Source organism: Leucobacter sp. USCH14 (genome assembly GCF_037619215.1).
In the GTDB taxonomy this organism is placed as follows: domain Bacteria; phylum Actinomycetota; class Actinomycetes; order Actinomycetales; family Microbacteriaceae; genus Leucobacter.
In genome coordinates, this window is sequence record NZ_JAQPZP010000006.1 from 46,380 (window position 1) to 72,452 (window position 26,073).

Annotated in this window: 23 protein-coding genes; 6 read left to right on the forward strand and 17 right to left on the reverse strand. The window is 69.5% G+C overall.

Features of this window, described 5'->3' with window-relative positions; all coding sequences use genetic code 11:
• Positions 1-15: 15 nt before the first annotated feature.
• Positions 16-1,635 (reverse strand): ABC transporter substrate-binding protein, encoded by a 1,620-nt coding sequence (locus PQI23_RS07830; protein ID WP_339973232.1) that lies wholly within the window; start codon positions 1,633-1,635, stop codon positions 16-18.
• Entirely contained in the window at positions 1,632-2,879 is a 1,248-nt protein-coding gene (locus PQI23_RS07835) for an amidohydrolase family protein (protein WP_339973234.1), read from the reverse strand. Before PQI23_RS07835 ends, PQI23_RS07830 begins: the two co-directional genes overlap by 4 nt.
• Positions 2,880-3,358: 479 nt before the next feature.
• Here PQI23_RS07835 and PQI23_RS07840 point away from each other — a divergent pair, with 479 nt between their 5' ends.
• Positions 3,359-3,727, forward strand: coding sequence for a DUF2568 domain-containing protein (locus PQI23_RS07840; protein ID WP_339973236.1), 369 nt, complete (start codon positions 3,359-3,361; stop codon positions 3,725-3,727).
• Positions 3,728-3,807: 80 nt separating this feature from the next.
• A complete protein-coding gene (locus tag PQI23_RS07845) occupies positions 3,808-4,878 on the forward strand; it encodes an LLM class flavin-dependent oxidoreductase (RefSeq protein WP_339973238.1) in 1,071 nt (356 codons plus the stop codon).
• A 1-nt stretch (position 4,879) separates the two neighbouring features.
• Here the strand turns inward: PQI23_RS07845 and PQI23_RS07850 are convergent, their stop codons facing one another.
• Positions 4,880-5,875 (reverse strand): LacI family DNA-binding transcriptional regulator, encoded by a 996-nt coding sequence (locus PQI23_RS07850; protein ID WP_339973240.1) that lies wholly within the window; start codon positions 5,873-5,875, stop codon positions 4,880-4,882.
• A 162-nt stretch (positions 5,876-6,037) separates the two neighbouring features.
• On the opposite strand from PQI23_RS07850, the gene PQI23_RS07855 reads away from it, so the two are divergent.
• Positions 6,038-7,300: an MFS transporter gene (locus tag PQI23_RS07855; RefSeq protein ID WP_339973242.1), complete on the forward strand. Its 1,263-nt coding sequence runs from the start codon at positions 6,038-6,040 to the stop codon at positions 7,298-7,300.
• A gap of 13 nt (positions 7,301-7,313) precedes the next feature.
• A complete protein-coding gene (locus PQI23_RS07860; RefSeq protein WP_339973244.1) occupies positions 7,314-8,966 on the forward strand; it encodes an amidohydrolase in 1,653 nt (550 codons plus the stop codon).
• A gap of 4 nt (positions 8,967-8,970) precedes the next feature.
• On the opposite strand, the gene PQI23_RS07865 is transcribed toward PQI23_RS07860, so the two are convergent.
• The 7 genes from PQI23_RS07865 to PQI23_RS07895 are packed head-to-tail and all read right to left on the reverse strand — an operon-like array spanning position 8,971 to position 16,263.
• On the reverse strand, positions 8,971-10,089 hold the full coding sequence (locus tag PQI23_RS07865) for a C45 family peptidase (protein ID WP_339973246.1): 1,119 nt from the start codon (positions 10,087-10,089) through the stop codon (positions 8,971-8,973).
• 10 nt (positions 10,090-10,099) lie between these two features.
• Positions 10,100-11,179, reverse strand: coding sequence for an endo-type 6-aminohexanoate oligomer hydrolase (locus tag PQI23_RS07870; protein WP_339973248.1), 1,080 nt, complete (start codon positions 11,177-11,179; stop codon positions 10,100-10,102).
• The gene (locus tag PQI23_RS07875) at positions 11,176-11,946 is read right to left on the reverse strand and encodes an ABC transporter ATP-binding protein (RefSeq protein WP_339973250.1); all 771 of its coding nucleotides are present in this window, start codon (positions 11,944-11,946) and stop codon (positions 11,176-11,178) included. Before PQI23_RS07875 ends, PQI23_RS07870 begins: the two co-directional genes overlap by 4 nt.
• Complete coding sequence (locus tag PQI23_RS07880; protein WP_339973253.1) at positions 11,943-12,767, reverse strand: ABC transporter ATP-binding protein; 825 nt, start codon at positions 12,765-12,767, stop codon at positions 11,943-11,945. The genes PQI23_RS07875 and PQI23_RS07880 overlap by 4 nt, the downstream gene beginning before the upstream one ends.
• Positions 12,764-13,636: an ABC transporter permease gene (locus PQI23_RS07885; protein WP_339973255.1), complete on the reverse strand. Its 873-nt coding sequence runs from the start codon at positions 13,634-13,636 to the stop codon at positions 12,764-12,766. Before PQI23_RS07885 ends, PQI23_RS07880 begins: the two co-directional genes overlap by 4 nt.
• A complete protein-coding gene (locus PQI23_RS07890; RefSeq protein WP_339973257.1) occupies positions 13,633-14,604 on the reverse strand; it encodes an ABC transporter permease in 972 nt (323 codons plus the stop codon). Before PQI23_RS07890 ends, PQI23_RS07885 begins: the two co-directional genes overlap by 4 nt.
• Positions 14,605-14,616: 12 nt before the next feature.
• On the reverse strand, positions 14,617-16,263 hold the full coding sequence (locus PQI23_RS07895; protein ID WP_339973260.1) for an ABC transporter substrate-binding protein: 1,647 nt from the start codon (positions 16,261-16,263) through the stop codon (positions 14,617-14,619).
• A gap of 207 nt (positions 16,264-16,470) precedes the next feature.
• Here PQI23_RS07895 and PQI23_RS07900 point away from each other — a divergent pair, with 207 nt between their 5' ends.
• The gene (locus PQI23_RS07900) at positions 16,471-17,490 is read left to right on the forward strand and encodes a LacI family DNA-binding transcriptional regulator (RefSeq protein ID WP_339973262.1); all 1,020 of its coding nucleotides are present in this window, start codon (positions 16,471-16,473) and stop codon (positions 17,488-17,490) included.
• A gap of 6 nt (positions 17,491-17,496) precedes the next feature.
• Here PQI23_RS07900 and PQI23_RS07905 read toward each other — a convergent pair whose 3' ends face one another.
• From PQI23_RS07905 to PQI23_RS07935, 7 genes are all read right to left on the reverse strand, one after another.
• Positions 17,497-18,150 carry an FMN-binding negative transcriptional regulator gene (locus tag PQI23_RS07905; protein ID WP_339973264.1) on the reverse strand — a complete coding sequence of 218 codons (654 nt, stop codon included), beginning with the start codon at positions 18,148-18,150 and terminating at the stop codon, positions 17,497-17,499.
• A gap of 209 nt (positions 18,151-18,359) precedes the next feature.
• The gene (locus tag PQI23_RS07910) at positions 18,360-19,424 is read right to left on the reverse strand and encodes a C45 family peptidase (protein ID WP_339973266.1); all 1,065 of its coding nucleotides are present in this window, start codon (positions 19,422-19,424) and stop codon (positions 18,360-18,362) included.
• 61 nt (positions 19,425-19,485) lie between these two features.
• Positions 19,486-20,352 carry an ABC transporter ATP-binding protein gene (locus tag PQI23_RS07915; RefSeq protein WP_339973268.1) on the reverse strand — a complete coding sequence of 289 codons (867 nt, stop codon included), beginning with the start codon at positions 20,350-20,352 and terminating at the stop codon, positions 19,486-19,488.
• Positions 20,349-21,194 (reverse strand): ABC transporter ATP-binding protein, encoded by an 846-nt coding sequence (locus PQI23_RS07920; RefSeq protein WP_339973270.1) that lies wholly within the window; start codon positions 21,192-21,194, stop codon positions 20,349-20,351. Before PQI23_RS07920 ends, PQI23_RS07915 begins: the two co-directional genes overlap by 4 nt.
• Entirely contained in the window at positions 21,194-22,129 is a 936-nt protein-coding gene (locus tag PQI23_RS07925; RefSeq protein WP_339973272.1) for an ABC transporter permease, read from the reverse strand. Before PQI23_RS07925 ends, PQI23_RS07920 begins: the two co-directional genes overlap by 1 nt.
• A complete protein-coding gene (locus PQI23_RS07930; RefSeq protein WP_339973274.1) occupies positions 22,126-23,076 on the reverse strand; it encodes an ABC transporter permease in 951 nt (316 codons plus the stop codon). Before PQI23_RS07930 ends, PQI23_RS07925 begins: the two co-directional genes overlap by 4 nt.
• A 29-nt stretch (positions 23,077-23,105) precedes the next feature.
• The gene (locus PQI23_RS07935) at positions 23,106-24,770 is read right to left on the reverse strand and encodes an ABC transporter substrate-binding protein (protein ID WP_339973276.1); all 1,665 of its coding nucleotides are present in this window, start codon (positions 24,768-24,770) and stop codon (positions 23,106-23,108) included.
• 172 nt (positions 24,771-24,942) lie between these two features.
• Between PQI23_RS07935 and PQI23_RS07940 the strand changes: the two genes are divergently transcribed.
• Positions 24,943-25,992 carry a LacI family DNA-binding transcriptional regulator gene (locus tag PQI23_RS07940; RefSeq protein ID WP_339973278.1) on the forward strand — a complete coding sequence of 350 codons (1,050 nt, stop codon included), beginning with the start codon at positions 24,943-24,945 and terminating at the stop codon, positions 25,990-25,992.
• Positions 25,993-26,073 lie beyond the last annotated feature (81 nt).

Below are 26,073 nucleotides of genomic sequence, written 5' to 3' on the forward strand. Positions count from 1 at the left end.
TAGGCGCCCCGGCGACTACCGCGAGCCGCCCGCGATCCAGGTGTCCTCGAAGCGCACGCTGCCGTTCGGGAGCACCGTGAATCCGTGCACATCGTCGCGCGTCGCTTTCAGGTTCGCCGGGAAGAAGAGCGGGATGTACGGCACGTCGTCGGCGAGCGTCTGCTGAATCTCCCGGTAGATCTCCGTGCGCTCCTCACCCTCGGCGGTCACCCGTCCCCGGTGCATCAGCTCGGTGACGCGATCGTTCGTGTAGTGCGTCCAGTACGACTTGCTGAACCCCTCCGGATCGGCCTGGAACGAGATGAAGCCGTTCGGATCGGGCGCGTCGGACTGCCCGCTGTTGAGCATGAAGTCGTAGTCGTACGCGAAGAAGCGCTCGCGGAACGCCGCGATGTCGAGCTGCTCGATCTCGACCTCGATGTCGATCTGCGCGAGGGACTCCTGCACGATCTGAGCGATCTGGGCCCGCTGCGAGTCGCCGCTCGCGAGCATCAGCGTGACGGAGAACCCGTCGGGGAACTCCGACTTCGCGAGCTCTGCTCGCGCGGCGTCGAGGTCGAAGTCGAGCGGCTCGACCGTCTCGTTCGCGGAGTCCGTGATGGTCGGCGGCAGCAATGCGTTCGCCACCTCCGCCGTGCCGAACGTGGTCGCCTGCGTGATGCCCTCCCGATCGAGCGCGAACGCGACGGCGCGACGCACGCGCTCGTCGGCGAACTGCTCGCGCTGCGTGTTGAAGAAGACCTGCTCCGTCGACCAGCCGCTCGTCTGCGACAGCACCGTGCCGGCGCCCGCATCGACCTGGTCCGCGTTCGCCGCCGGCACGTCGTCGATCGCATCGAGCTGACCGGCCGAGAGCTGCTGCTGCAGCTGCGTGTCATCCGCCACGAGCTTGTACACGAGCGAGTCGAGGTAGGGCTTGCCCTCCTGCCAGTAGTGCTCGTTCTTCACGAAGGTCAAGTCTCCGTTCGGGTCCCACTCCTCGACCGCGAACGGGCCGGTTCCGATGGGATCCTGGAAGAACTCCTCCTCGCTCGCGCCCCCGAAATTCTCGGGGAAGATGCCGTTCGAGAAGCTCGCGAGCTCGGAGAGGAACGGCGTGTAGCGCTCCGTGAGCGTGATGGTCACCTCCTGCTCCCCCGACGCCGTGATGCTCTCGATGGGAGCTTCGAGCGGCAGCGGACCGCCGACGTCGATGTGCCGCTCGAGCGAGTACACCACGTCGGCGGGCATAACCTCTGCACCGTCCGAGAACGCGAGCCCGTCGCGCAGCGTGAAGGTGTAGGTCAGTCCGTCGTCGGAGGCCTCGTACTCCGCGAGCCACGGCACGATCTCTCCCTCGGCGTCGAAGCTCACCAGCGGTTCGAAGATCTTGTCGATCGCGAACGCGTTGTTGGCGGTGATCTGCTGATTCAGATCGAGATCGGTGACCGCGGCGACCCGGCCGAATTCGAGGGTGCCGCCGGTCACCGGGTCGCCCGCCTCGTCCGAGCCGCCGCCGGAGGACGCCGAGCCGCCGGCGCAGGAGCTGAGCAGGAGCGCTGCGGAGAGCGCGGCCGCCGCGGCCGCTGTGCGGCGGCGGTTACGGGGGCCCGAGTAATGAGTGGCGCTGTGGGCGTTGCGATGGGCGGGAATCACGGGTGATCCTCTCGTGAGACGGGGTGGGAGTGGGGTTCGGATCCGGGTCGGGGTTCGGGGTCGGGTTCGGGATCGGGTTCGGGGCGACGCGGATCGATCAGCCGCCCGTCGAGCAAGACGCCGACGATCGCCCCTCGGTCTGACAGGACGCCGGGCTCACGCGGGTCGCGCGACAGCAGCACGGCGTCCGCGACGGCCCCCGGTGCGATCACGCCGCTCGGCGCTGCGCCGCTCGGGGCCGCGGGATCCTGCGCCTGCGCGAGCAGAGCCGCACCGGAGCTCGTCGCCGCGACCAGCGCCTCCTGCGCACTGAGGCCGGCGCCGATGAGGGCATCGAACTCGAGCCCGTTGGTTCCGTGCTGCGCGGGCGTGCCGTAATCGGTGCCCAGCGCGATCGCGACGCCGTGATCGCGCGCGATGCGCACGGCGTGCGGATGCCTTGAGACGACCTCGTCGACGCGCCCGCCGAGTGTCAGAGGGAGGCGCCCCTCGGCGATCATCCGCTGCACGAGCCGGTAGATGCGCAGGGTCGGCACGAAGGCAGTGCGCGCATCGGCGGCCCGCCGCGCCTGGTCGGCGGTCAGGTAGATGCCGTGCTCAATGCTCGCCGCGCCCGACTCGATGGCGTAGTCGATGGCGTCGCCGCCCCAGGCGTGCACCATGACGCCGGCGCCGGCCGCCGCTGCTCGTCGCGCGGCAGCCGAGAACTCCGCCCGCGAGAAGTGCGAGTCGAGTGTCGCGCCCGCTGGAGCCGTGACACCGGCGGTCGCGACGAGCTTCACCCAGGCGGCACCTGCTTCGAGCACCTCGCCGACCGCGCGGTCGAGTCCACCTGCAGCGTCGGCCCGGGCTCGATCGATCATCGCGACGGAGCAGGCGACTCTGGGCCGGGCGCCCGCCGGGATGCGGTCTCGGTCGGCGGCGCTCAACCCTCCGGCGTCGCGCACGCTCGTGAAGCCCGCCCGCAGTGTGCGCGCGAGTGCGTCCGCGGTGGCGCGATACGTCTCTGAGGGGCTGAGCCGAGCGCGGTCTCCCGCGTCGAACGCGTGCCAGGCGGCATGGACGTGCGCATCGACCAGGCCGGGCATGATCCACCCCGCGGCACTGGGAACCGCGTCGTCTGCGCTGTCGCCATCGACACTGCCGCCACCGACCGCTGTGAACGCGCCCTCGCTCCACGCGACGCGCCGCGGTGCGGAGAAGCCGCCGTTCGCGTCCATGACGCGCAGCGTCGCCGTGTTCATGCGGTGCTCCTCGGTGCGTGTTCGGTTCGTGTTCGCTTCGTCGAGCATGAGCGCCCGCGTGGTCTATCCCTTCACCATATTCACGTGCTCACGAGTAGACCATTCGCGCTGCGCTCCGCTGAACCACCGCCGCCCAACGCTCGCCCGCCCCTCTGCCACTCGTCCGCCCCGCCCCTCCGCGGCCCATGGCGCGCCCCTCCACGGCGGGGTCACTTCTCGTGGGTGTCGCGCTTTCGACACGCACGAGAAGTGACCCCGCTCGCAGATGTGAGGGCTCGCTCCTCCGCAGAGGGGTCACTTTCAGAGCGTGTCGCCGTCGCTGTCGAGAGCAACACCCTCCCGAAGTGACCCCGCTCGCAGGTGGGAGGGGGCGGGCCGGGCAGCGGGGAGGCGCCTACAGGTGGGAGGGGGCGGGCTGGGCAGCGGGGAGGCGCCCACAGGTGGGAGGGGGCGGTTCGGGCGGCGGGTAGACTGGTGCGGTGACCAGTAGTTCCTCCGCACCAGCCCCGCACGCTGCGAGCCCGGCACTTCAGCTCGCACGCGGGCTCTTCCAACTCGCATCCATCGTGATCGTCACGGTGTGGGGCTTCCTGGCATGGCCGCTGCCGTTCCCCGGAATCTTCACGGGCATCGGGCTGTTCGTGCTCGCCGTGCTGCTGTGGGCCCTGTTCCTCTCCCCCAAACCGGTGCTGCGCGTCGACCGCTTCGCCCAGGCGCTGTTCGAGCTCTGCCTCATCGCGGCCGCCGTCGCCGCGCTGCTCGCCCTCGGCCTGTACTGGGTGTGGCCGGCCCTGTTCGGCGTCGCGGCCGCCGCAGTCGGTTTCATCGCCTCGAGTCGCCGCGGGTAACGGACCCCCACCCCTCGTAGCCACCCGCGGCAGCGGGCGCAGCCAGGAATACACGCCGCGCGCGCGGCGTTCCCACCGGCATGACCGCACTTCGCGCCGTCGCGGGCGCCACCCCCGACCAGCTCATTCTCGGCCTCGACACCTTCGGCGACGTCACGCTCGACGACACGGGTGAACGGAGCACGCACGCGCAGGTGCTGCGCGACGTCGTCGAACAGGCGGTGCTCGCCGACCGCCTCGGCGTCGACGCGATCACGCTCGGCGAGCACCATCGGGATGACTTCGCACTCACCTCGCCGGAGATCGTGCTCGCGGCGATCACGGGCCGCACCGAGCGGATACTCCTCGGCACCGGCGTCACGGTGCTCTCGAGCGACGACCCCGTGCGCGTCTACGAGCGCTTCGCCACGCTCGATGCGGTGAGTTCGGGTCGCGCCGAGGCCGTACTGGGTCGCGGCTCGTTCATCGAGTCGTTCGCGCTCTTCGGCTACGACCTCGACGACTACGAGGCCCTGTTCTCGGAGAAGCTCGATCTCTTCACCCGACTGCGCGAGGAGGGCCCGGTGACCTGGTCGGGCGAGCATCGAGCTCCCCTCGTCGACCAGCACGTCTTCCCCAAGACCGAGCAGCCCGACGGCGTGCGCGCCTGGGTCGGCGTGGGCGGCAGCCCCGAGTCCGTGGTGCGCTCGGTGCAGATGAGGATTCCGATGATGCTCGCCATCATCGGCGGCGACCCGTCGCGCTTCGCGCCGTTCGCCGACCTGTACCGAAGGGCGCAGCAGGAGCTCGGTCGCGACCCCATGCCGCTGGGCGTGCACTCGCCCGGTCACGTCGCGGCGACCGACGCGGAGGCGCGCGAGCAGCTCTGGCCGCATTTCGAGGCGAACCGCAATCGCATCGGGGCCGAGCGGGGGTGGCCGAATACCACGCGTGCCGAGTTCGAACGCGAGGCGGACGGCGGATCGCTGTACGTCGGGTCGCCCGAGACGGTTGCGCAGCGAATCGCGGAGACCATCCGCACGCTGTCGGCCGACCGCTTCGACCTCAAGTACGCCAACGGCACCATGCCGCACTCCCTGCTCATGCGGAGCATCGAGCTGTACGCGACCGAGGTGATGCCGCGCGTGCGCGAGCTGCTCGCCGCGTCGTGAGTCAGGCGGGGCGGATCACCCGTGCGTCGTGCACCTCATGGGTGCCGGGAGCGACCTCCCCGCCCAGCACTCCGAGCAGCAGCCTGATGGCCGACCGGCCGTAGTCGCGCGCGCGGAGATCGACCCCGGTCACCCCCGGTGCGCCGGGCTCGGCGGCCATGGTGGCCATGGCGAGCCGGGATCCGCCCGTCGTCGAGCGCACCGAGTCGTCTGCGCGACGGGACTGCGCGGCGAGCGCTCGGAGTACGAGCCCCTGCGCCACCCACACGATGCCGTCGCAGTGCGCGTCCACGGCACGGCTCATCGTGGCGTGCAGCTCCGCATCGGAGGGGTCGAGGGCGGATCGCAGGAGAACGGGCGTCGCCTCGTGCGCGGCGCACCACGCGGTGTAGCCCTCTGCGACATCCTTCGCCCACGCGGGCTCGCGATCCTCGGGCAGCGCCACGAGCGCCGGCGCGGTCACGCCCTCCTCCGTCAGCGCGTCGAGCGCTTCGGCGATGAGCGATCGGTGGTCCGCCGCGATCCACGCGGAGACCCGCTCCCGACCCGGTCCGAGGTACTCGCCGACGGAGACGAGCGGTACGTCGCCGACGCGCTCGAGCAGCCGGGGGAACGCAGCAGGGGTGGGGTCGACCACGATCACGCCGTCGGTGCTGGGGCGTCGAGCGGCGCCGGGAGCGGCATCCGCGAGCAGCAGGAGATCGCTCCCCGCCTCGGATGCGGCGGCGGCGGCACCGAACGCCAGCTCCATGTAGAAGGACAGTTCGCGCACATCGTGGGGAACGCTCAGGCCGATCGCGCCGTGCCGCCCGCCGCGCAGTCGCTGGGCGGCCCGATTCGAGACGTAGCCCATTGCAGCGGCCTGCGCCAGCACGCGGGATCGCGTCGCCTCGGACACGCGCCCGCTGCCGTGGAGCGCGGCCGAGACCGCGGTCTTCGAGATGCCGAGCGCACGGGCGATGTCGACGATCGTCACCCCTGAACCGACACGCGCCATAGCCTCAGTGTACGGTCTGCGCCGACGCGCATCGGCGCGGGCCGCTTGCGGGGACGGCACCCGCGACGTATATTTGCATGCGGTGCGGGAACGTTCCCGCACCGCACACCGCGGCGGCATCACCGACCGCACTCGTCCGCCTGCACGCGACAAAGGAGTCCCATGTCGAACACCTCGCCCCCGAACACCGCATCGAGCGGCCTCGCCGCCCTCACCGGCAGAGTCGTCTTCGGCTTCGTCGGCACCTGGGTGTTCGCGCTCATGGCGGCGAACCTCGTGCCCGTGCTCATCGCCGCGATGGTGCAGGATCTCGGCGTCGACATCGCCGCCGCAGGCGCCCTGGCCACCGGCATGACCGCGGGTTCCGCGCTCGCGATGTTCGTGACGAATCGCTTCATCGCCCGCGCAGACCGCCCGAAGCTCGGCCGCATCGGCCTCGTGCTCATGGTGCTCGGCTACGGCTTCCCCGCAGCCGTGCTCACCACCCCCGCCGTGATGATCGGCCTGATCGTCGGAGGCATCGGCGCGGGCATCATGATCGCCACCGGCACCGCTGCGGCGTCATCGACCCGCAATCCGGACCGCACCGTCACCACGATCATGGTGATCAACCGACTCGGCGCGTCCGCTCTCCTCGCGATCGCTCCGATCTTCCACAACGATCTGCGCACCGTGCTCATCGTGATCGCGGCACTCGGCGTCCTGGGGCTCCTGCTCGCCGGCGGCCTCCCGAACCTGCCCACCAGCGCGCTCGACGCGACGGGCGCGATCGACACCGGCGACGGGCGGGTGCGACGCACCGTCGGCGGCGCAGCGCTCGTCTTCGCGGTGTCGATCCTCCTCTGGTCGCTCACCGAGGACATGGTCTACTCCATGACGAGCGTGCTCGCGCAGCAGTCCGACATCACCCCCGAGACCAACAGCTCGCTGCTCGCGGGCAAGGTGCTCGGCGGGCTCGTCGGGGCGCTGCTCGCCCCGCTCGCGCTGCGCTGGCTCGGCCGCAGCTGGTCGTTCGCGCTCATCATCGCGATCAGCACGATCACCAAGTTCATCATGGTCACGAGCACGACGCCGCTCGCGTACACCGTGTCGATTCTCGTCTGGGGCGTCATGTACGGCGCGATCCTCGTCCTCTACACCGGGCTCGCCGCCATCATGGACGTCACCGGGCGCACCGGGGTGCTCGTCTCGGGCTTCTACCTCGCGGGAGTGGCCTTCGGCCCGCTCGTCGGCGGCCAGCTCGTCGGCCTGCTCAGCCCGCTGCAGTACGCGATCACCGTGACGATTCCGAGCGTGATCTTCGCCGCGGCGCTCTTCGTCATCGCGCGCCGCAACCGCAAGTTCGAACAGGGCAACACCACGGCGGTGCCCGTCGCCCGGGCCGCGGCGGCCCAGCCCGACTCCGCTCCCGCCCAGCAGCACTGACCCGGAGGCCAGCATGACGCACGCATCCCCTTCCCCTGCAGCAGTCACCGGCATCGCCGACCGACTGGTCGTCGCAGACCGCGTCCACGCGTTCGCGGAGGCCCTCGACGGAGGCGACACGAACGCCGTCGCGAACGCCGTCGCCATCCGCGAGGGCCGCGTGATCGCCGTCGGCGCGCGCGACGACCTCGCGATCCATGTGGGAAATACCACCGTGATCGACGAGCACCCGGGAGCGACGCTGGTGCCCGGTCTCGTCGACGGCCATACGCACATCGTCTTCGGGCTCGAACTCACCCGCGGGGTGCAGCTCACCGACCTGACGCTCGAAGAGGCGCAGGATCGCATCGCCGCCGCCGCTACCGAGGCCGCTCCCGGCGCATGGGTGTTCGGCTGGGGCATCGACCCGAACATCTTCACCGGCACCGGGTTCACGGGAAGGCTGTTCGACGCGGCGGCTGCCGGCCATCCCGTCTTCCTCCGCATGCGCGACGCGCACTCCGCGGTGATCAACAGCGCCGGCATCGAGGCGATCGGGCTCACAGGGCAGGAGACCTTCCCCGACGAGTCGGTCGTCGGCGTCGACGAGCACGGCGCACCCACCGGGTATCTGCTCGAACTCGCCGCGATGGATCTCGTGCTGGGGCAGATCCCCGACGAGAGCCACGAGGAGCTCGCCGATCGGCTCGCGATCGTGCTCGACGGGATGGCCGCGAGCGGCATCACGGGCACGCACGTCATGGACTTCCACACCGGGAGTCGCGAAGTGCTCGAGATCCTCGAGTCGCGCGGCGATCTGCCGATCCGGCTCCGCTTCTCCCCCATGGTGCCGCCCGGTTCGACTCGTGAGGCGCTGGAGCGGATCGCAGAGGTGCAGGGTCTGCACGGCCGCCGGTGGCGCGTGGACGGCGTGAAGTTCATGATCGACGGCACCGTCGACAACGGCTCGGCCTGGCTGCACGAGCCCGACTGCTACGGGCAGGGGCGTCGCTCGATCTGGACCGACACGGAGGCGTATCGCGAGGCGCTGCGGTTCTTCGCCGAGCGCGGCATCGCCACGGCCACGCACGCGATCGGCGATCAGGGCGTCGCGTTCGTGCTCGACGCTATCGAGTCGCTCGGCGAGGTCGCAGGTCGGTCGGCGCATCGCATCGAGCACATCGAGACGATCCCCGACGGCACGGTGCCCCGCTTCGCGCAGCTCGGCGTCGCCGCGAGCATGCAGCCCATCCACGGCACGCGCCACACTCGGGCGGATCGCTCCGACAACTGGTCGGTGCGGCTCGGCGAGGAGCGCGCGTCGCACGGCTGGCGGTGCCGCGACATCCGCGACTCGGGCGCCGTGCTCGCGCTCGGCAGCGACTGGCCGGTCACCCCGTACGACCCCCGCGTGATGATGGCCGAGTCGATTCTGCGCTACCCCGTTGCCCGCCCCGAACTCGCACCCATTCAGCCCGAGCAGGCGCTCACCGTGCGCCAGGCGCTCGAGGGCTACACCTCGCACGCGGCGCGCGCGATCGGCGCCGAGGACGAGGGCGTCATCCGCCCGGGCGCGCGAGCGGCGTTCACCGTGTTCGCCGCCGACCCGCTCGCCACCTCGGCGCAGGAACTCGCCACCATCGACGTCGTGGCGACGTACGTGGACGGGGCGCCCGTGCTCCGGTGAGCGTTCAGCCGAAGCGGCGAGCTCCGTGCTCGGCCAGCGCGACGGGAGAGCCCGGGTAGAACTCGAGCTCTCCCGAGGCGAGGTCGAAACCCACGGTGAGCAGGGTCGACCACTGCTCGTGCAGCGGCTCGGAGGGATCGGGCCGGAAGCAGATGGGGGCGAGCGCGCCCGCATCTCCCGCCATGGCTCGGGCTCGCTGTTCGATCGAGCGCCCCGACATGCGGGCGCGCTGGTCGCTCACATGCTCGAGCCGGGCGTACGTCGTCGAGGCGTCCCGAGTCGCTTCTCCCGGCAGCTGCGAGGGCGCCAGGAAATTGTTCGTGTGCACGAGCCACCCCTGCGCGTCCGGCCGCACCGCGGCGACGCGCTCCGATGAGATCTCGAAGCAGGCGGCGCGATGCTCGGCGTCATCTCGAGCGAGAACGGTGATCACGGTCGAGGCGCTCGCCGGGGCCGACGCGATGATGGCCTCGGCTTCGTCGACGGTCGTCGCCTCATCGAGCACCCGCCGCGCGATCGCGTGCACCGGCACCCCACCGACGCCGCGATCCGATGCGTGGTGCAGGATGTTGAAGTGCACGGCGAGGCCCGCGTCGTTGACGCCGATCTTGCCGAGCACGCCGAGCTCGGTGAACATGGCGACGCGCCCCACCTTCGGCGAGGTCGATGGCGCGGCATGCGACGATGCGGGTGCATCGGGCGCGTACGAGACGACGAGCCCGACTCGGCACAGGTGCTCGTGCCAGTCCCAGGTCTGGATGCTCTCGGGCATCGCGACACCGCGCGGCGCGAAGACCGCAGTGGAGCACTCTCCCTCGGTGTCCGGTTCGACGACCGCGAGCACCTCGGTCCGAGCGTTCAGCGCCGCGAGCTGCCACAGCGGCACCTCGGCGGCGAGCGCGGTCGCCGCGAGCTCCTCCGCGAGGTTGGGGGCCCAGCGCTGCAGTGCGGCGAAGCAGCTCTCCGCGATCTCGCGCACGCGATCCTCCGTGAGCCTCCGCACCTCGAAGAAATCGAGGTATCCGCTGACGGCTTCCCGAATCTCGACGCCGAAGCGGGTGCCGAGCTCGCTGCCGCGCTCGCGCGGATCGGAACCGGCGAGGGTTGCTGTGATGATGTCCATCGGCCTCCCCCTACTTCGCTGCTTCGAGCAGCGCATCCCACATGACCTCGGAGGCGATGGCCCCGAGCGCAGTGGCATTCACCGAGAGACGGCCGCGAGACGAACCGGGGTTCGCGGGCAGGTCGATCTCATCCGTCGTGAGGGCGAAGAGCGTGTCGCCGTCCATATCGGTGTGGAAGGGCTGGATGCCTCGGTGCATGGAGCTGTGCACCTGCTTGGCGAACTGATTCAGCTCGACCGCGCTCATTTTCACGTTCGTGACCACAGCACTGATGGTCGTGTTGCCCGACTGCGTCTCGGCGCCGCGATGCTCCGCGAACGCCTCGGCGTAGTCGTGCACCGGATGGCGGCGCTCGCCGGTGGAGGCGTCGTAGTTGCCGCGCACGACGCGCCCGGCCCGGTCGAGGATGACCCCGACGGGGTTCGGCACGACGACCGCCAGGATGCGGACATCGCCGATCTGCCTGAACGCGGCGCCCTGTCCGGTGATCTCGGTGCGCTCCCAATCGACCTTGCCCGACGACGCGCTCATGCCGGCGCCGGCTCGACCCTGCGCGAACTCGCCCTCGACCGCGAAGTCGAGGGCGGCCCGACCGAGCTCGCGATCGGGGTGCACGGATGTGGAGCGTGCTGAGAAGTCGTAGATGATCGCCGAGGAGACGAGCTGCAGGTCGGCGAACCCCGTGCGGTTCTCGAAGCGCTCGAGCAGCGCATCGCTCACGCCGGCACCGGCTTCGAGGCCGTACACCGATCCGCCCGCGAGGCAGACGGCGTGGTTGAAGTCGTACCCGCCGGAGAGCCCGACCGCCCCTCCGCGCGCGTCGACAGCGGTGCGCGCCCCGGCCGGTACGTGAATCACGGTCGCCCCGGTGGGCCCCTCCGCGTAGTGCGCCGACCCGATGCGCACGCCCGGGAAGTCGAAGGCGAGCCGTTCGCGCCCGTCGCTGCGCACCGGGACGAGATCGAAATCGCCGTTGCCCGGCCCTCCGAAGACGGGGGTTCCCGCCAGACGCGGGGCGGGGTCGACGGTGATGCCGGGGTCGAACTCGGCGAGCGCGTGCTCGTGCGGTGCATGCGGTGTGCTGTTCACAGGGTCTCCAGGAGTCGTTGCGAGTAGGGATGTGCCGGGGCGGCGAAGAAGTGCTCGGTGCCAGCGGTTTCGACGAGGTCGCCTCGAAACAGCACCGCGACGCGGTCGGCCACGCGCTGCACGGCGCCGAGATCGTGGGAGATGAAGAGCGCACCGAAGCGGTGCTCCTGCTGCAGCTCTCGGATCAGAGCGAGGATCTGCATCTGGACGGCGACGTCGAGAGCGCTGACGGCCTCGTCGAAGACGATGAAGCGCGGCTCCGTGACGAGCGCCCGAGCGACCGACACCCGTTGACGCTGACCACCCGAGAGCTCGTGGGGGTAGCGCTCGGCGAAGCCGGGATTCAGGCCGACCTGCTCCAGCATGTCGCCGACCCGCGCGCGCTGCTGCTCGCGACTGAGATCGCGTCGCGCCACCGTGAGCGGTTCTCGGACGGATTCGCCGACGCGCCTCCGCGGGTTGAGCGACCAGTGCGGATGCTGCAGCACGGCTTGGATCTTGCCGGCGGTGGCTCTGCGCGAGCGGCTCAGCGGCTGACCGAGCAGACGCACCTCACCGCTGTCGGGGGTGCGCAATCCGAGCGCCACGGCGGCCGTCGTCGTCTTGCCCGAGCCGGATTCGCCGACGAGCCCCAGCGTCTCCCCGGGCGCGACGCCGAGACTCACCTCGTTCATCGCCCGCACCGTGCGCCGCTTGGCGCCGGCACCGCTCGTGAAGGCGACGCTGACATCGCGCATCTCCAGCACGGCACTCGATTCCGCGGTCATGCGTGGTCCTCCCGTTCGCGGGGCGCGCGCGTTCGGGCCGGTATGGCCGCCACGAGCGTGCGCGTGTAGTCGGCTTCGGGAGCATCGAGCACTCGAACGGTCGGCCCCGATTCCACGATCGCGCCCCGATGCATGACGACCACGCGATCGCACCACTTGCGCACCGCGCCCAGGTCGTGACTGATCCAGATGAGGCTCGCACCCGATCGCCGCACGAAGTCGACGATCAGTTCGAGAATCTCGTCGCGCACCTGGGCGTCGAGCGACGCCGTCGGTTCGTCGGCGATGAGAATGCTCGGTTCGCGGGCGATGGTGAGGGCGATCGCGATGCGCTGCGCCATGCCCCCCGAGACCTCGTGCGGGAACAAGCGCAGCACGCGCTCGGGTTCGAGAATCTTGACGCTGCTGAGCAGCGCGGTGAGCGAGGCCGCGTCGGTCGGCCGGTCCAGGGGCTTCAGAGCGAGCTCGAGTTGCCGACGAATGCGCATCGTCGGGTCGAGTGAGGCGATCGGATCCTGCGGAATGAATCCGAGCGATTCGCGACGCACTCGGCGCACCTCGTCGGGCGAGAGCGTCGCGAGGTCGTGTCCGTGCACGCGCACCTCGCCCGCAGTGATCCGGCATGCGCGCGGCAGCATCCGCCCGATCGCCTGGGATATCGTCGTCTTGCCGGATCCGGATTCCCCGACGATCGCGACCAGCTCGCCGCTCGCGACGTCGAGTGACACCTCGTCGAGCGCGCGGTTCACTCCGAGTCGCGAGCGATACTCGGCGCTGAGGCCCGTGATCGAGACGGATGGAACGGGGGCGAGCGCGTTCATACGAGGCTCCTTGTCTCGCGAGGATCGAGGCGATCTCGCAGCGTGTCGCCGACGAGATTGATGGCGAGGATGGCGAGCACCAGCACGACGGCGGGCGAGAACAGGAGCCACGGCGCCTGCACCATGTAGCTCGACCCCTCCTGGATCAGCAGCCCCAGCGACGACTGCGGCAGCTGCACCCCGTATCCGAGGAAGCTCAGGCCGCCCTCGACCAGGATGCCGACCGACAGCGCGTACGTGCCCTGCACGGCGATCGTGCCGCTGATGTTGGGGAGCACGTGCCGGAAGAGGATCACCGGGCCCGAGACGCCGCTGATCCGGGCGGTGGTCACGAAGTCGCGTTTCGCAACCGCCATCGAGGCCGCACTCACCATACGCGTCATGAGCGGAACGGTGACGAGCACGATGCTCGCCAGGGCCGCGATCTGCCCGGGGCCGACGACAGCGGCGATCAGAATCGCGAGCACGATCGACGGGAAGGAGTAGAGCACGTCGACGAAGCGCATCACGCCCTCACGGGTCCACCCGCCGAGGTACCCCGCGACCATGCCGAGGATCACGCTGATCACGGCGGTGCAGAGCACGGCGATGGCCGAGAGCACCAGCGTGGTGCCGATGCCCTCGAGGAGGCGTGCGAGCACCGACCGGCCGAGCGCGTCCGTGCCCAGCAGAGCGGCACCGGATGGCGCGCTCAGGCGCGGACCGACGATCTTGGCCGGATCGCCGGCGAACGGCACGACTGCCGCCACGACCGCGATCCCGACGATCACCGCGAGCGTCGCGACCGACGCGATGAAGAGCCCGTCTCTGGCTCGGCGGGTCGTCGCCCCGCGCTTGCGACGGACGAGCGGAAGGGAGTACGTCGTCATGATCCTGCCTTCCCGGTGACGGCCACACGTGGGTCGAGAGCGCTCGTGATCAGATCGAGGACGAGACTCACGACGATGAACACCGTCGCGGCGAAGAGCACCGATGCCTGCACGACGGCGAAGTCGCGTCGATCGAGGCCGGTCACCATGAAGGAGCCGAGGCCGGGGATGTTGAAGATGGTCTCGACGATCACCGCGCCTCCGAGGAGGTACGCCGTGATGGTCGCCAGGAGGGTGAGGATCGGGATGCCGGCGTTCCGCATCACATGATGGCGAACGATGTGCCACGGCGTCTCGCCTCGGGCCACCGCGGCCGCGATGTGCGGCTCGACGAGCACGTTCATGACCGCGTCGCGGGTGGTCCGCGCCGACGCGGCGACGCAGAACACCGAGAGCACGATCGCCGGGAGCAGCAGCGCCTGGACGGTCGGGCCGAAGCCCGCCCCGACCTGCGAGAACCCGCCGACCTGGATGCCGAGCGCGAGCCTGGAGAACACGAACACCACGACGCTGCCGAGTACGAACTCGGGCACGCTGATGCCGAGTCCCGATACGACGCGTCCGATGGCGCCGCCCTGCTTCGCGCCCGATCGCACCCCGGTCCACACTCCGAGCGGGATCCCGACCGCCACCGTGATCACCAGCGCCACGACCGTGAGCAGGGCGGTCACCGGAATGCGCGCGCCGAGCTCGACGGCGACCGGGGTCTGGGTGACGAACGAGGTCCCCAGGTCGCCGGAGAAGATCTGGCCGATCCAGGAGAAGTACTGGAGCACGAGCGGCCGATCGAGTCCGTATGCCGCGGCGAGCGCGGCGCGCTCCTCGGGCGATGCGAGGGGCCCGAGGATGATGTCCTCGTAGCTGCCCGGCATCAGCCTCACCGCGGCGAAGATGAGGATCGAGACCCCGAGCAGGGTGATGAGCGCACTCACCACCCGCCCGGCGGACCATCGGAGTTGTTGCAGCATGCCCGTCCTTCGTTACTCGGAGGCGGCGGGAAGGCGGTACGCGGTGATGTCCCGGAAGATGTCGCCGTACCCCTCGTTGCTCTGGATCGTCGGGCTGAGTTCAGCGGAGTCGTACCCGATGATGGAGGGCCGGTGGACGAGCGGCACGATCTCGGAGTATTCGTCGGCGGTCGCGCAGAGATCGGCGAGCACCGTTGCACGCTCGTCGGGGTCGGTGGCCTCGGCTCCCGCGGTGATCAATTCGTTCAGGTCCTCGTGCACGCCCGTGAAGCCCACGTTGAAGCCGGCCTGTTCGGGGTTCCACCACTTCGTCACCATCGAAGGGTCCACGTACCCGGCGAACCAGCCGAGCGAGAGATCGAAATCGCCCGGTTGCGCGGTGAAGACGCGCGCGTTGTACGTGGCGGTGTCGAACTGCTCGATGTTGACCGTGACTCCGATCTCGGCGAGCTGCTGCTGCACCAGCTGGGCGATCTGCCCCATCACCGGCTCGGAGGTGTACACGATCATGTCGAGGGTCGTGCCGGCGGCCCCCGAGTCCTCGATGACCTGTCGTGCATCGTCGAGGCTGGCCTGCTCCGATGGCAGGGCATCGACGGCGCACGCCCCCGGCAGATTGGACGGGGTCACGCCGGTCGGCGCGGATTCGCCCGCGAAGACGATGTCGGCGATCGCCTGACGGTCGATCGCCGTGTTGATCGCGAATCGCACGTCCTGGTCCTGCAGCGGCGACCCCTCGACCTGCGAGTTCACGTTGACGTAGTAGAAGTCGCTCTGGGTCTGGTTGACGACCCGCACGTCGCCCGCGTCGGCGAGCTGGGTGAGCGCATCGATGCTGCCGAAGTTCGCGAGACCCGCACTGCCCTCGCGGAGCGCTGCCTGACGAGTGGTCTCCTGATCGACGATCTGCAACTCGAGCGTCTGCACCGCGAGGTCGTCGCCCCCGCGCCAGTTCGGGTTCGCCGAGAACGTCCACGATTCATCCTGACGATGCGCGTCGACCGTGTAGGGGCCGGTTCCGAGCATCGTTGTCGTGAGGTCGAGGCTTCCGTCTTCGACCTCCTGCATGGGAAGAATGGCTGCAGGGGTGTTCGCGAGCGCCGCGAGGAACGGCGCGTACGGGCTGCTCAATCGCACGGTGACCTGGTCGTCGCCGGTGGCCTCGATCGATTCGACCGGGCCCATCTGGCCCGACCAGACGCTCATGCTGTCGACCTGGCGCTGGAGGCTGCCGACCACGTCGTCGACGGTCAGTGCGCGACCGTTCGAGAAGGTCGCGGTCGTGTCGATGGTGAACACGTACGTGGTGTCATCGGGCTGCTCCCATGAAGTCGCGAGCTCGGGCGTGATCTCGAAGTTCTCGTCGGCGGTCACGAGCGTCTCGTAGACCAGTCCCATGATGCTCCAGGAGCGCGCGGTCTGCGCGGTCGCCGGGTCGAGTCCGTCCGCCTCGCTCGTGTCGTAGTCGAGCTGAACGGTCAGTGCGCCCTGCCCGTCGAGCGCGTCGTCGGCGACGGCGAGGAAGCCGGGAGCCGCCTCCTCCTGCTCCCCGGCTCCGGTGCCCGAGGGCGCCGCGCACGAACTGAGCACACAGGCAAGGCCGAGTGCGAGTGCAGCGCCCGAGGCGACTCTGGCGCGCTTGCGTGGAAGTTTCAACACCGTACTGACTCCTTCGACAACCGTGGTGAGCGGGATCGCAACGTTACGATTCCGGGGCTCCGCGCCGGGGCGGGAAGCCTTGAGAGATCAAGTTAGCTGGGTAAATCGTTTTATGCAATTGCGTGACCGAATTGTCATCAAACGTTGCATATATCGATTTATGGGAGCACGGAGCGCTACGCTCATCACAGGATCAAAGGAGGTCACGTGGCCGCGCACCGCAACGTCACCATTAAAGATGTCGCCGCGCGGGCGGGCGTCTCGATCACGGCCGTCTCCCACGCGCTGAACGAGAAGGGCACGCTCTCGGAGGAGACCCGCGAGCGCATTCGGGAGATCGCGGCGGCGATGGGCTATCAGGCCGACGCCCTCGCGCGCGGCCTGCGGCGCTCGAGGATCGGTGTGATCGGCATCGTGCTCAGGCCGCTCGACGCACTGGCGGATTACAGCCCGCCCGGTGTCGACTACTTCCTCCGGTTCGCCGGCGCGGCCGCGGTCAGCGCGCTCGATCACGGGCTCAGCCTGATGCAGGTCGCCGACCTCGTGAAGGGCCCGGTCACCCCGTTGGCGTTCTCGCTCGACGGCTACGTCGTCACCGATCCCGTGCGCGACGACCCGGTGGTCGACCTGCTCGAGAGCCGGTCGATCCCGTACGTCACGCTCGGACGCGATCCCGGCAAGCCGACCGCGTCGAACTGGGTCGCCTCCGACGACGCTGCCGCCACGCGAACTGCGCTCGATCATCTGGCCGAGAACGGGGCCCGTGACATCGCGTTCGTCGGAGGCACCGACGACAACTCCTGGAATGCCGACGCCGAGGATGCGTACCTGGGGTGGTGCGCAGAGCGCGACGTCACCCCGAGGCTCTTCCGCAGTCCGGAGGGTCTCGGCGAGGCCGGCGGACGCGACCTGGTACCCCGACTCCTCGACTCGGGCGTGCCCGACGCGATCTACTCGTTGACCGGCCGCCACGCCGCGGGCATCCAGGAGGCCATGCGCGAACAGGGGTACATCGCACCGGAGCACTATCTGCTCGCGTGCGGGACGGATGCGGCGCAGACGCGCACGGCGGAGCCGCCCATCACCGCGATCGACCTGCGCCCCGAGGTGCTCGCGAGGGAGACCGTGGCGCTCCTCGCTCAGATCACGCGGGGCGAGTCGCCCGAGGGCCGCCGCCTCGTAGAATCCGAGCTCATCGTGCGCCGGTCGTCTCAGCGGGAGCGCTGAGACGCATCAGCCCCGCCCCTGGTGAGGGCAGACCCCGACCCGCTCCATCAGCGCGGCCACATCGGGGTGACGACGGTCGCCCTCCGCGAGATCTTGCCGCACGCGCCCGTGCACGTCCTCCGGCATATCCTGACTCAGCTTGAACATCGCCGTTTCGCTCTCGATATCGATGGTGAACGAGACGACCCCGTCGAGGATCTTCTCGAACACGTGCCGCGACCCCTCAGGATTCCACGGTTCGGCGCGCGCCGCTTCGAGCTGCGCGACCGTCTGCTCCACCACGGCGAGGTTCTCGTGCGGCTCCTCGAGCACGGTCACACGACCGGTGAGGTGCACCGCCGCGTAGTCCAGTGTCGGTACCGCCGGAGTGAATTCGTAGGTGCTGGGCGAGACGTACGCGTGCGAAGAGGAGAAGACGAGCAGCGCCTCGGGGCGGTCTGCGAAGTGCTTCCAGTGCGGGTTGGCCCGGCCGATGTGCCCCCATAGACGGGTTCCGACCAGGGTGTCCCCCGGTTCGCGCCCCGGCGGGAAGACGATGGGAGCGTGGGTGGCGAGGGGCGCCCCCTCCGTGGAGCTGACGACCACGGCGAACGGATGATCCTTCACGAATTCCGTGATGGCTCGGCCCGATGGAGCGACGTAACTCGGGTACGTGTGCATGTGAGTCTCCTTGCGAGGATCAGCCCGACATGTGCGGGGCAGTCGCCAGCATAGGCACGTAAAACGTTTTATGCCAGCGAGCACGGCTTTCCGTCGTCGCAAGCACCTGCATTCCGCAAGTGATCCGCGTTCGGCAAGCCCGCATCACGCGAACCGGGCTTGCCGAACGCCGATCACTCCGCGGAGCGCCGCGCCCCGTTCGCCGCACCTCACACGGTGAGCACCCGCCACTCCTCCGACTCCGACGCTTCGGGCATGCCGTCGAAGATGCGGATGGTACGCGCGTCGGGGTCGGAGACGATCGTCGCGAGGGTCGCCCAGCGGTCTCCGTACTCCTTCGTCATGTCGGGCACGCAGGTGAGCGGCGGCTGGCCGGGCCCCGAACGCAGCAGGCGCACCAGTTCGGCCGCCGACTCCGGCGGGCCCGACGACAACCGCTCGCGCACGAGCTCGAGCCGGTCGGTCGAATCGGGCTCGTAGAGCTCCGTCTTCTGCTGCGCGTGCGGCTCCGCGTGCTGGAAGTGGTTCGTGCGCTGCACAGACCCGTCGACCTCGGAGATCTCGAACACTCCGACCGGGCTGATCTCGAGCGAGACGGCGCGGTTCGCGTCGAGCATCGTGAAGGCGGAGGATGAGGCGATCGGAGCGGCCCGCACCAGGGCGACCGCCTCGTCGACCGTCGCGCACTCCGACAGCACCGTGCTCGAGAGCAGGTGCATCGGCACGCCGTCGGGCCCGTCGCTCGCGTGCCCCAGAATGTTGAAGTGCAGCGCCAGGCCGGCCTCGTTCACGCCGATCTTCGAGAGAATGCCCTGCTCGGTGAGGCCCGCGTAGCGGAGGCCGTGCCCGGTCACCGTGTGCGTGTGCCAGTACGCGTCGAGTTCGACGTGCCAGTCCCAGGTCTGCACCCCGAGCCGGTGCGCGCCGACACGGGCGGTCACCGTCGAGCACTCGCTCGCGCTCCGCGTGCCGAGCGCGATCAGCTCCGTGCGCGCGTTCAGCGCCACGACGTGCGCGAACGGCACGCCGGACCCCTCGGCCACGCCTCGGAGCTGCTCGATCAGCTCCGGCCGCCACGCGTCGACCGCCGTGACGACGCGGGTGACGCCATCGCGTTCCATCGCCTCGGTCACCCCGAGAATGCGGAACAGCTCCGCGTACTTCGCGTATGCCGTCGGCAGCGTGCCGCGGAGCGCGGCACCGCGGCTCACCCCGAGCGCGTGGGCGTTCTCGCCGATGACGTCGAGGTGGAGGCGGTCGGTCTGTGGAGTCATGCAGGGGTGCTTTCTGTGTGTGGCGGGCGGGCGCCCGCCAGGTGGGGTGCGACGACGCAGGTCACGTAGACGGGCCCGCGGCCAGTGCGTCGCGCAGGCCGCGCCGGGGCTTCCAGCCGGGCCGCGGAGCGGAGGCGAGGAGGAGCCGCGTGTACGGATCGTGCGGCCGATCGAGGATGTCGGAGACGCTGCCGCGCTCGATGATGCGGCCCGAGCGCATCACCACGACGTCGTCGGCGATGTCGCGCACCACCGAGAGATCGTGGGTGATGAACAGGTACGACAGGCCGTGCTCTGTGCGCAGCCGTTTCAGCAGAGCGAGCACCTGCGCTTGCACCGACACGTCGAGCGCCGAGACCGCCTCGTCGAGCACGATCACCCGCGGCTCCGCGGCGAGCGCGCGTGCAATGGCGACGCGCTGCTTCTGCCCGCCCGAGAGGGCCTCGGGCTTGGCGTCGGCGTGGCGCTCGGTGAGCCCCACCTCCGCGAACAGCTCCAGGGTGCGCGCCCGCCGCCCGGCACGATCGAGGTCGGGGCGGTGCGCGAGGAGCATCTCGGTGATCGTCGCCGAGACAGGCAGCGAACGGTTCAGCGACCCCTGCGGATCCTGGAAGACCATCTGCACGAGCTTCGCTCGCTCGTGCAGCGCCCGCCGGGAGGTGGTGGGGTGCACCGGAGTTCCGGCGATCCGCACCGTGCCCGCGTCGGCGGTCTCGAGGCCGACGATCACGCGAGCCAGCGTGGATTTGCCCGACCCCGACTCGCCGACGACTGCGAGGCAGGTTCCGGGCCGGAGCGCGCACGAGACGTCGTCGAGCGCGGTGACGCGCGCCGTGCGGCTCAGGTGGAAGGTCCGTTCGAGGCGCTCGACCTCGATCATCGGCTCCGCCCGACCGTGAGGGGCTGCGTCTGGGGGCGTCGTGGTCATGCGCGGTCCTCCGTGCTCGCGTGGGCTTCGTCGTCGAGCGCCGGCGCGCTGCGCCCCTCGGGGTACAACTGGGGGCGCGCCGACATGAGCGCCCGCGTGTAGTCGGTCTTCGGCCGATCCCGAATCTCCTCGGGGGTGCCGATCTCGAGAATCTCGCCGTCCTTCATGACCGCGAGACGGTCGCAGATGGCGGCGGCGAGGTCCAGGTCGTGGGTGACGTAGATCATCGACAGCCCGTGCTGGCGCCGCTTCTCATCGAGGATCGCGACGACCTCGGCCTGCGTGGTGACGTCGAGCGCGGTGGTCGGCTCGTCGGCGAGCAGCAGCTTCGGCTCGCCCGACATCGCCCCCGCGATGACCACGCGTTGCAGCATGCCGCCCGAGAGCTGGTGCGGGTACGAGCGCAGCACGCGCTCCGTGTCGGTGATGCCGACCTGGCGCAGCAGATCGGCTGCACGGGTGCGCGCCTCCGCCGCCGGGAGCGAGCGTGCGTCGCTCATCCCCTCGACCAGGAAGCGACCGACGGGCAGCACGGGGTTCAACGACCCATGCGGGTTCTGCGCGATGAGGGCGAGATCATTCGCGCGGATTCGGCGAAGCTCTTCGCCGCCGGCGCTCAACAGGTCGGTGCCATCGAGCGTGATGGATCCCGCGACGCGGGCGCCCGACGGCTCGATGCCGAGGATGCACTTCAGCGTCATCGACTTGCCCGAGCCCGACTCGCCGACGAGCCCGAGCGACTCGCCGGCGCCGAGCGCGAACGAGTTGCCGTGCAGGATCTCGGTGGACTGCCCCGTGTCGGGGTCGGTGACGGTGAGGACGAGGGATTCGACGTTCAGCATCAGCGGATCCTTCCTGCGGCGCGGCGCCCGCCGAGTTGCTCGCCGACGTAGCCGAACGCGGCGACGGTGATCACGATGGCGAGGCCCGCGAAGATGCTCTGCTCCCAGTACCCCTGCTGCAGCGACGCCTGGCCGTTCGAGACCATGAGGCCCCAGTCGGGCGTCGGCGGCTGCACCCCGAGGCCGAGGAACGAGAGCGCCGCGAGCTCGATCATCGCGTAGCCGAAGTTGATCGTCATGCCCGTCAGAATCTGCGTGCGCACGTTCGGCAGGATGTGCCGCACGGTGATGAGGAAGCCCGAGATGCCCTGGAGACGGGCCGAGGCGACGTAGGGCAGGTTCCGCTCGCGGAGTGCGACCGAGCGGATCACGCGCGCCGAGTACGGCACGAAGCCGATCGCGAGCGCGAGCGACGCAGTGAGCATTGAGGGCCCGAAGATCGCGACCGCGAGGATCGCGAGCAGCATGTTCGGGAAGGCGAAGAGGATGTCGAGCACGCGGCTGATGAGCGCGTCGACGCGGCCGCCGAACCAGACCGCGGTGAGTGCCAGCAGGGTCGCGAGCACCGCGGTCACCACTGCGACGATCGCCGGACCGATGAGGCTCGTGCGCGCACCCCAGATGATGCGGGAGAGGATGTCCCGACCCGACTGGTCGGTGCCCATCAGGTGCGCGAGGCTCCAGGCCTCGTGTCGCGCGGTGACGCCGCCTGCGTAGGGGTCGTAGGGGGCGATCACGGGGGCGAGGATCGCCATGAGCACGACCAGCGCGATCACGACGAGGCTGCCCACGCCGACCGGCCCGAGGCGTCTGGAGAGCAGACGCCAGCCCGAGACGGGCACGTCGTTCCGGTGCTTGCGCAGCAGTTGGACGGCGATGGTGTTCTGCGCGCGGGTGCCGGTGCCCGGTTCGCGCGCGGGCTTCTGGGTGGTCATCGTGCCGCCACTCCCTTGCTGAGTCGGACTCGGGGATCGATCACGGAGTACAGCAGATCGACGATCAGGTTGACGATGCCGAACGCCAGCACCATGACCAGCGCGATCGCCTGCACGACCGCGAAGTCCTTCTTCTGCACCGAGTTCACGAGCAGGGAGCCGATGCCGTCGAGCGTGAACGCGTACTCGATCACGAAGGCGCTCGCGAGCAGGCCCGCGATCTGCGTGCCGATGACGGTCGTCACCGGCAGCATGGAGTTGCGGATGGTGTGCCGCCACAGCACGAGCTGCTTCGGCACGCCGCGCGCGATCGCCATGACCACGTGCTCCGACCCCTGCTCCTCGCGCACCGCGGTGCGCGTGATGCGCGCCACCACCGCGATGCCGGGGAACGCGAGCGCGATCGCGGGCAGGGTGAGGTGCCAGAGCCGATCGAGGAACCCCTGGCCCGACCCCGACACGGGGAACCACCCGAGGTTCGAGCCGAAGATGAACATGAGCACCAGAGCGGCGAAGAACGTGGGAACCGCGAATCCGAGGTTGGAGCCGAACACGACGATCTTCTCGAAGACTCCCGAGCGCGTTGCGGCGAGCACTCCGAGCCCGATCCCGAACACGATGATCAGCAGTGCCGCGAAAGCGGCGAGGTACAGCGTCGTCGGGATGCGCGACGCGACGAGGGTGGTGACGTCCTGCTGGGTGATCAGCGACCGGCCCAGGTCTCCCTGGACCACGTCGGTGAGCCAGTGCCAGTACCTGATGAGGAAGGGATCGTCGAGACCGTACTGCGCCCGGATCGCGGCGAGCACCTCGGGGCTCACCGTCCGCCCCTGCACGAGGAACTGCTCAGGGCTGCCCGGGGCCAGGTACATCCCCGAGAACACGATGAAGCTGGAGACGACGAGCACCGCGATCAGCGCTCCGAGCCGTTTGCACACGTAGATCATGGACGATCCCTTCCTGCGGAGAGCTCCGCTCAGGCAGCCGCGCCGAGGTCGGCGGCCCAGGGGTAGTAGAGGTACACGAAGGAGGCGGGGGCGCCCGTGATGCTCTCGTCCATGTACATGCGCACCGCGAGATCGTTGATCGGCACCCACGGCTGCTGCTGCATGATGAGCGCCTCGGCCTCAACCGTCAGCTTCGCCCGCTCCGCGTCGTCGCTCTCGCCGATGGCCGCGTCGAGCGCCGCATCCACCGCGGGATCGGAGAAGCCCGAGTAGTTCTGGTCGCTCCCGGTCTTGGCGATGCTGATGAGGTGCAGCAGCGGATCGGGCGCGCTCAGGTAGTTGGTCGTGACGAACCCGTCGAAGCCCGCCCGCGCCTGCGGATCGGAGAAGAACGCGCCGAACTGGGCGCTCGGCACGCCCGTCGGCTCGAGCGTGATCCCGAGCTCCTTCGCCCCGTTCGCCATCTCGTTCAGGATGTCGGCGTAGAAGCTGCGCTCGCTCGGGTACGCGATCTTGATGGGCTGCGTCAGGTCGACCTCGGCCTCCTCGAGCTCGGCCTTCGCCGCCTCGATGTCGAAGCTCAGATCGGGCAGCTGCTCGTCGCGCAGCTCGGCGACGCCGGGTGCCATCTCCTCGACCGCATCCCACGGGGACTGCGGAACGATGGAGCGTGCGGGCGTGCCCGTGCCTTCGTAAACGGTATCCGCGATCGCCTGGCGATCCGTAGCGCGAGTCAGCGCGCGACGCACCGCCGGGTCGCCGAAGACGCCCTCGCCCGTCGAGATGATCGCCATGTTCTGCATTCCCTGGCCCGCATAGAGCTCGCCGGACTCACTGGTCTCCAGCTGGCTCAGCGCCGGCAGCGGCACATCGTACGAACCCTGGATCTCACCGGTGCCGAGTCCGTTCGCGATCGCGGTCGGATCGACGACGAAGCCGATCTCGACCGCCTTGGCCATCGCCCGCCCCTCCTCGTCCCAGTAGTCGTCGTTGCGCTCGAGCGTGATCGACTGGCCCTGCTGCCAGTCTCCCGGCGTGAACTTCAGGGGGCCGGTGCACATGACGCCGGTCTCGGGGTTGCCGTAGTTCTCGCCCGCGGCCTCGCGCTGCGCCTGCTGCACCACGACGCCGATGATCGTGCTGAGCGACGACGGCAGCGTGTAATCGGGGGTGTTGAGCGTGATGGTCACCTCGTGCTCGCCGGTTGCCTCGACGCTCGCGATGTTCGCGACGACGCCGCCGCCCCAGTAGCTGCCCTCGGCGGGGTCGAGATGACGGTTGATCGAGTAGACGACATCGTCCACCATCATCGGCGTGCCGTCCCAGAACGTGACGTCGTCGCGGATGCCGAAGGTCCAGGTCTTGCCGTCGTCGGTGTTCGACTCGGTGGCGAGGTTGGGCTGCACCGAGAAGTCGGGCTGCATCTCGAAGAGCGGCTCGCAGAGGTTCGAGACGATGGTGTTCTCCGGGTAGTTGAAGGCCTTCACCGGATCGAGGCTGGCGAGCTCGCCGTAGGTCGAGTTCCAGGTGACCGTCTCGGCCTCGGCCGTCGCCTCCGGGGTGGTCTGCAGGAGTTCGCCGCCTGCAGTCGACGAGGACGCGTCCCCTCCCCGGCTTCCTGTCGCGCAACCTGCGAGGGCCAGTCCGCCTACGGCGAGCAGGGCGATCGACGCCCGAATCGGTGCGAATTTCACGTTGTTCTCCATTCGAAGTTTCATCGTTGAAGCTCCCCATCCCGGCGCCGGCCGGGCGAAGACCCATCGGTGATGCTAGCACCCAAAACGGTTTGTAAAAAACGGTTTGGTTGTTACGGTTCGGTGACGGTGCTCGAATCGGCAAGGTTTTTCCGGCCCGCTTCGCCCGCCTATGACCCGCTATTCTGACCAGGTGCAATCGAGCGGGCGACCGACCATCAAAGACGTAGCGAAAGCCGCGGGTGTCTCTCCGACGACGGTTTCGCACGCCCTCAACGGGAAGGGCGTCGTGCGCCAGGAGACTGCCGACCGCATCGCGCTCGTGGCAGCGCAGATCGGATACCGCCCGAGCCCGATCGCGCAGGGCCTGCAGAGTTCGCGACTCGGCCTTCTCGCTCTCGTGATCCGTCCGCTTCGATCGCTCGACACCTTCCTCCCCGAAGGCGTCGACTACTTCCTCCGAATGGCGGGGGCAGCTTCGCTCGCAGCGATGGAGCGCGGGTACAGCATGATGCTCGTCGACGACCCCACACGACCGGGGGCGCCCGTGAGCGCCACCGCGGCCGATGCCTACATCGTGTCGGAGCCCTTCGAGAACGACCCGGTGCTCACCATGCTCTCCGAACGCCACATCCCCTTCGTATCGGTGGGATCCGACCCTGCACGGCCCGGGCGGTTCGTCGAGCTTGCGACACGTGATTGGGAGGAGACCGTGCTCGCACTCGATCACCTCGTCGATGCCGGAGCCGAGCGGATCGCACTCCTCACCGGCACGGACGAGAACGCGTGGAATCGGGAATCGGAAGCGGCGTACCGGTCCTGGTGCGAACATCGCGGGCAGGTGCCCGACATTGCGGCGTTCCCCGAGGCCGAGGGCGAACAGATCGGGCCGGCCGCCATCGAGCGATTCTTCGGCGCCGCCTCGGGCACCCGCCCCGACGGGCTCTTCTGCCTGACCGGACGCCACGCCGCCGGCTTGAATGCTGCAGCGCGCGAGCACGGCATCCGGGTACCCGACGATCTGCTACTCGCGGCAGGTTCGGGCGCGCTGCAGAATCGCATCTCGCGCCCCAGCGTCACCACGCTCGATCTTCACCCGGAGGGCATCGCGGCGCGCGCGGTCGAGGTCGCCGTGCAACTCGCCGAGGGCATCCCGTTGACAGTGCCGCTCGAGGTGCCCCGAGCGACCCTCGACGTCCGCGAGTCGACGATCCGCAAGTGATCCGCATTCGGCAAGCCCGCATCACGCGAACCCGGCTTGCCGAACGCCGAGCACTCTGCGGAGCGCCGCGCCCCGTCACCC

Excerpts from the sequence above, each read along its gene's own strand:
- PQI23_RS07905 (WP_339973264.1), bottom strand. The coding sequence starts at position 18,150 with ATGCACACGTACCCGAGTTACGTCGCTCCATCGGGCCGAGCCATCACG.
- PQI23_RS07910 (WP_339973266.1), bottom strand. The coding sequence starts at position 19,424 with ATGACTCCACAGACCGACCGCCTCCACCTCGACGTCATCGGCGAGAAC.
- PQI23_RS07875 (WP_339973250.1), bottom strand. The coding sequence starts at position 11,946 with ATGACCGCGGAATCGAGTGCCGTGCTGGAGATGCGCGATGTCAGCGTC.
- PQI23_RS07865 (WP_339973246.1), bottom strand. The coding sequence starts at position 10,089 with ATGGACATCATCACAGCAACCCTCGCCGGTTCCGATCCGCGCGAGCGC.
- PQI23_RS07890 (WP_339973257.1), bottom strand. The coding sequence starts at position 14,604 with ATGCTGCAACAACTCCGATGGTCCGCCGGGCGGGTGGTGAGTGCGCTC.
- PQI23_RS07915 (WP_339973268.1), bottom strand. The coding sequence starts at position 20,352 with ATGACCACGACGCCCCCAGACGCAGCCCCTCACGGTCGGGCGGAGCCG.
- PQI23_RS07860 (WP_339973244.1), top strand. The coding sequence starts at position 7,314 with ATGACGCACGCATCCCCTTCCCCTGCAGCAGTCACCGGCATCGCCGAC.
- PQI23_RS07920 (WP_339973270.1), bottom strand. The coding sequence starts at position 21,194 with ATGCTGAACGTCGAATCCCTCGTCCTCACCGTCACCGACCCCGACACG.
- PQI23_RS07885 (WP_339973255.1), bottom strand. The coding sequence starts at position 13,636 with ATGACGACGTACTCCCTTCCGCTCGTCCGTCGCAAGCGCGGGGCGACG.
- PQI23_RS07930 (WP_339973274.1), bottom strand. The coding sequence starts at position 23,076 with ATGATCTACGTGTGCAAACGGCTCGGAGCGCTGATCGCGGTGCTCGTC.
- PQI23_RS07835 (WP_339973234.1), bottom strand. The coding sequence starts at position 2,879 with ATGAACACGGCGACGCTGCGCGTCATGGACGCGAACGGCGGCTTCTCC.
- PQI23_RS07850 (WP_339973240.1), bottom strand. The coding sequence starts at position 5,875 with ATGGCGCGTGTCGGTTCAGGGGTGACGATCGTCGACATCGCCCGTGCG.
- PQI23_RS07880 (WP_339973253.1), bottom strand. The coding sequence starts at position 12,767 with ATGAACGCGCTCGCCCCCGTTCCATCCGTCTCGATCACGGGCCTCAGC.
- PQI23_RS07855 (WP_339973242.1), top strand. The coding sequence starts at position 6,038 with ATGTCGAACACCTCGCCCCCGAACACCGCATCGAGCGGCCTCGCCGCC.
- PQI23_RS07845 (WP_339973238.1), top strand. The coding sequence starts at position 3,808 with ATGACCGCACTTCGCGCCGTCGCGGGCGCCACCCCCGACCAGCTCATT.
- PQI23_RS07925 (WP_339973272.1), bottom strand. The coding sequence starts at position 22,129 with ATGACCACCCAGAAGCCCGCGCGCGAACCGGGCACCGGCACCCGCGCG.
- PQI23_RS07940 (WP_339973278.1), top strand. The coding sequence starts at position 24,943 with ATGACCCGCTATTCTGACCAGGTGCAATCGAGCGGGCGACCGACCATC.